Below are 3,065 nucleotides of genomic sequence, written 5' to 3'. Positions count from 1 at the left end.
CCCGTAGGCTGTTCCCTCCGGCTCAGCCGAGTTCGGCGAGCACCTTGGCAACGACCCTCTGCACCGAGAGGCCGTAGCGTTCGTGCAGGGTGGGCAGCGCGCCCGCGTCCAGGAATTCGTCCGGCAGCGCTACCGGCACCACCCGTTTACCCAGCCCCGCGGTGACCACGGCCGAAGCCACGGTCTCGAACAACCCGCCCACCACACTGTGGTTCTCCAGCGTGACCGCGAGGCGGTCAGTGTTCAGCTCGGCGAGCACCGTCGCGGCGTCGAACGGCTTGATGGTGGGGGCGTGGACGACGGCGACATCCACGTGGTGCGCAGCCAGCGCCTCGGCCGCCTGGAGTGCCCGCATGGTCATCAGCCCGCTGGAGATGAAGACGACGTCACGGCCGCCACGCAGGACTTTCGCCTTGCCGAGTTCGAACGTGTAGTCGTACTCGTCCAGCACGGTGGGGACGTTGCCGCGCAGCAGTCGTAGGTACGTGGGGCCCTCGCTGGCGGCCAGTTGGGGGACGGCCTGCTCGATGTCCAGCGAGTCGCACGGGTCCACGATGGTCAGATTGGGCATGCCGCGGAAGATCGCCATGTCCTCGGTCGCCTGGTGGCTTGGACCGTAGCCGGTGGTCAGCCCCGGGAGCCCGCCGACGATATTGACGTTGAGGTTTGGCTCGGCGGCATCCAGGCACAGGAAATCGTAGGCGCGCCGGGCAGCGAACACCGAGTACGTCGAGGCGAACGGGACCAGACCGGTCTCAGCCAGGCCCGCCGCGGCGCCGAAGAGCAGCTGTTCGGCCATGCCCATCTGGAAGAAGCGTTCCGGGAATGCCTGGGCGAAAATGTGCATGTCCGTGTACTTGCCCAGGTCCGCGGTCAGTCCCACGATCTTGTCGTTCTCCTGCGCGGCCTTGACCAGGGCGTGCCCGAACGGCGCGGACGCGGTCTTCTGGCCCGGGTCCGCGAAGGAGGCGATCATGGCAGAGGTCTTCAGCTTCGGTGTTGTTGCGGTACTCATCGTGCGGCCTTTCCTTCGAAACCTGCGGTCAGCTGCTCGCGGCAGAGCTGCCATTCGTGTTCTTCGATGCGCATGAAGTGGGCTTTTTCGCGGTCCTCGAGCAGCGGCACGCCGCGGCCCACCTTCGTGTCGCACAGGATCACGGAGGGACGTCCGACGTCGGCGGCCTGGGCGGCCGCGTTGTCGAACGCGGCCAGCAGCGCGCCGACGTCGTTCCCGTTCACGCGCTGGGCGTACCAGCCAAACGCCTGCCACTTTTCGGTGACGGGCTCGGTGCGCAGCACGGTGTCGGTCTTGCCGTCGGCCTGTAGGGCGTTGATGTCCACCATGGCGGTGAGGTTGCCGAGGCGGTGGTGGTGGGCGCCCATCGCGGCCTCCCACGTGGAGCCCTCGTCAAGTTCGCCGTCGGAGAGGAAGTTATAGACCCGGGAACCCGAACCCTGGTAGCGCAGGCCCAGGGCGGCGCCGACGGCGATGGAGAGGCCGTGGCCGAGGGAGCCGCCGGAAATCTCCATGCCGGGGGTGTAGGTGGACATCCCGGACATCGGCAGCCGGGAGTCGTCCGAGCCGTAGGTCTCCAGTTCCCTGACGGGGATGATTCCGGCCTCGGCGAGGGCCGCGTAGTGGCCGATCGCGTAGTGGCCGGTGGAGAGCAGGAACCGGTCGCGGTCCTCCCACTCAGGATCGTCGGCGCGGAACCGGAGCTGGTCCGCGTAGACCGCGGCGAGCATGTCGGCCGCGCCGAGGGCCTGGCCAACGTAGCCTTGGCCTTGGACTTCGCCCATGTTCAGGGCATGGTGGCGGATCCGGTAGGCGGCCCCTTCGACCCGTGCCAGGCGTTCTGCCTCGGCGTCGGAGGCTTTGCCTCGGGTGGTTATTTCCTGTGTTGAAACCACGATTCTTCCTTTCAGATATGACGTGGCGAGCTGCTGCGGGAGGCCTTCGACGGCTTCCGGGCGGTGCGTATCTACGCGCTCACGTGGGTGGGGGTGCTTTTGGTAGCCTGATCCGCGAATTCCCGTTCGCGCTTGCCCCACGTTTCACGGGTGGCGACGGCGGCCCACAGGCCGATGGCGGCGTAGGTGCCGAAGAGCAGTGCCGGTCCCATCCAGCCGAAGCTGACGAAGAGCAATGTGGTGATGAACGGGGTGAACCCTGAGACCATGGCCGAGATCTGGTAGGCCAGCGAGGCGCCGGAGGCGCGGGTCTTGGCCTGGAACAGCTCCGGGAACCACGCGCCCTGGGCGCCGGCCAGGGAGTTCTGGCAGACGGCGTAGGAGATCACGAGGGTGGCGATGATGAAGATGAACAGTCCGGTGTTGACCAGCAGGAACATCGGCACCGCGAAGGCCACGGCGAAGGCGCAGGACCAGATATACAGCGGGCGCCGGCCGATCCTGTCCGTCAGCCGTGCCCAGGCCTGGGTGGCGAAGATGCCGATTGCGGAGGCGATGCACAAGGCCACGAGCGTCTGCGACTTGTCGGCCAGGTGCTGGCTGTTCAGGTAGGAAATCATGTAAGTGATGGACACGGCGTAGCCGGCGGTCTCGGCGATGCGCAGGCCGATGCCCTTGACGATGTTGCGCCAGTCGGTCTTCAGGACCTCCTTGATGGGCGACTTGACGATGTCGCCGCTGTCCTTGACCTCGTCGAAGACGGGGGATTCGGGGACCTTGGAGCGGATGATCAGTCCGACGACGACCAGCACGATGCTGGCCAGGAAGGGAATGCGCCAGGCGAGTTCGCCGCCGAGCTGGACGCTGAAGAGGAACACGAGGTTGGCCAGCAGCAGCCCGACCGGGAAGCCAGCCTGAACCATGCCGGTGTACTTTCCCTTCGATTTCCAGGGTGCGTGTTCGTAGCTCATGAGGATGGCGCCGCCCCACTCCGCGCCGAAGGCCAGGCCCTGGACGATGCGGACAAACACCAGCAGAGCCGGAGCCAGCAGACCCACCTGGGCGTAGGTGGGGAGCAGGCCTATGACGAAAGTGGCGATGCCCATGAGGATCAGGGAGGCCACCAGGACCGGCTTGCGGCCGACCTTGTCCCC

At 66.6% G+C, this 3,065-nt stretch carries 3 protein-coding genes; all 3 read right to left on the bottom strand.

What is annotated here, in order from left to right:
• Positions 1-22: 22 nt before the first annotated feature.
• Positions 23-1,015 carry a transketolase family protein gene (locus Y706_RS0112750; protein WP_028276883.1) on the bottom strand — a complete coding sequence of 331 codons (993 nt, stop codon included), beginning with the start codon at positions 1,013-1,015 and terminating at the stop codon, positions 23-25.
• The gene (locus tag Y706_RS0112745; RefSeq protein WP_028276882.1) at positions 1,012-1,911 is read right to left on the bottom strand and encodes a transketolase; all 900 of its coding nucleotides are present in this window, start codon (positions 1,909-1,911) and stop codon (positions 1,012-1,014) included. Before Y706_RS0112745 ends, Y706_RS0112750 begins: the two co-directional genes overlap by 4 nt.
• A 71-nt stretch (positions 1,912-1,982) precedes the next feature.
• A partial coding sequence (locus Y706_RS25320; RefSeq protein ID WP_043436105.1) for an MFS transporter occupies positions 1,983-3,065 on the bottom strand: 1,083 nt, incomplete at its 5' end.

Origin of the sequence: Arthrobacter sp. I3 (assembly GCF_000520575.1) — a bacterium.
GTDB classification, from domain to species: Bacteria; Actinomycetota; Actinomycetes; order Actinomycetales; family Micrococcaceae; genus Arthrobacter; species Arthrobacter humicola_A.
This window is presented reverse-complemented; position numbering and strand designations above follow the sequence as displayed.

Coding starts and splice junctions, on each gene's coding strand:
- Y706_RS0112750 (WP_028276883.1), bottom strand. CDS start 1,015: ATGAGTACCGCAACAACACCGAAGCTGAAGACCTCTGCCATGATCGCC.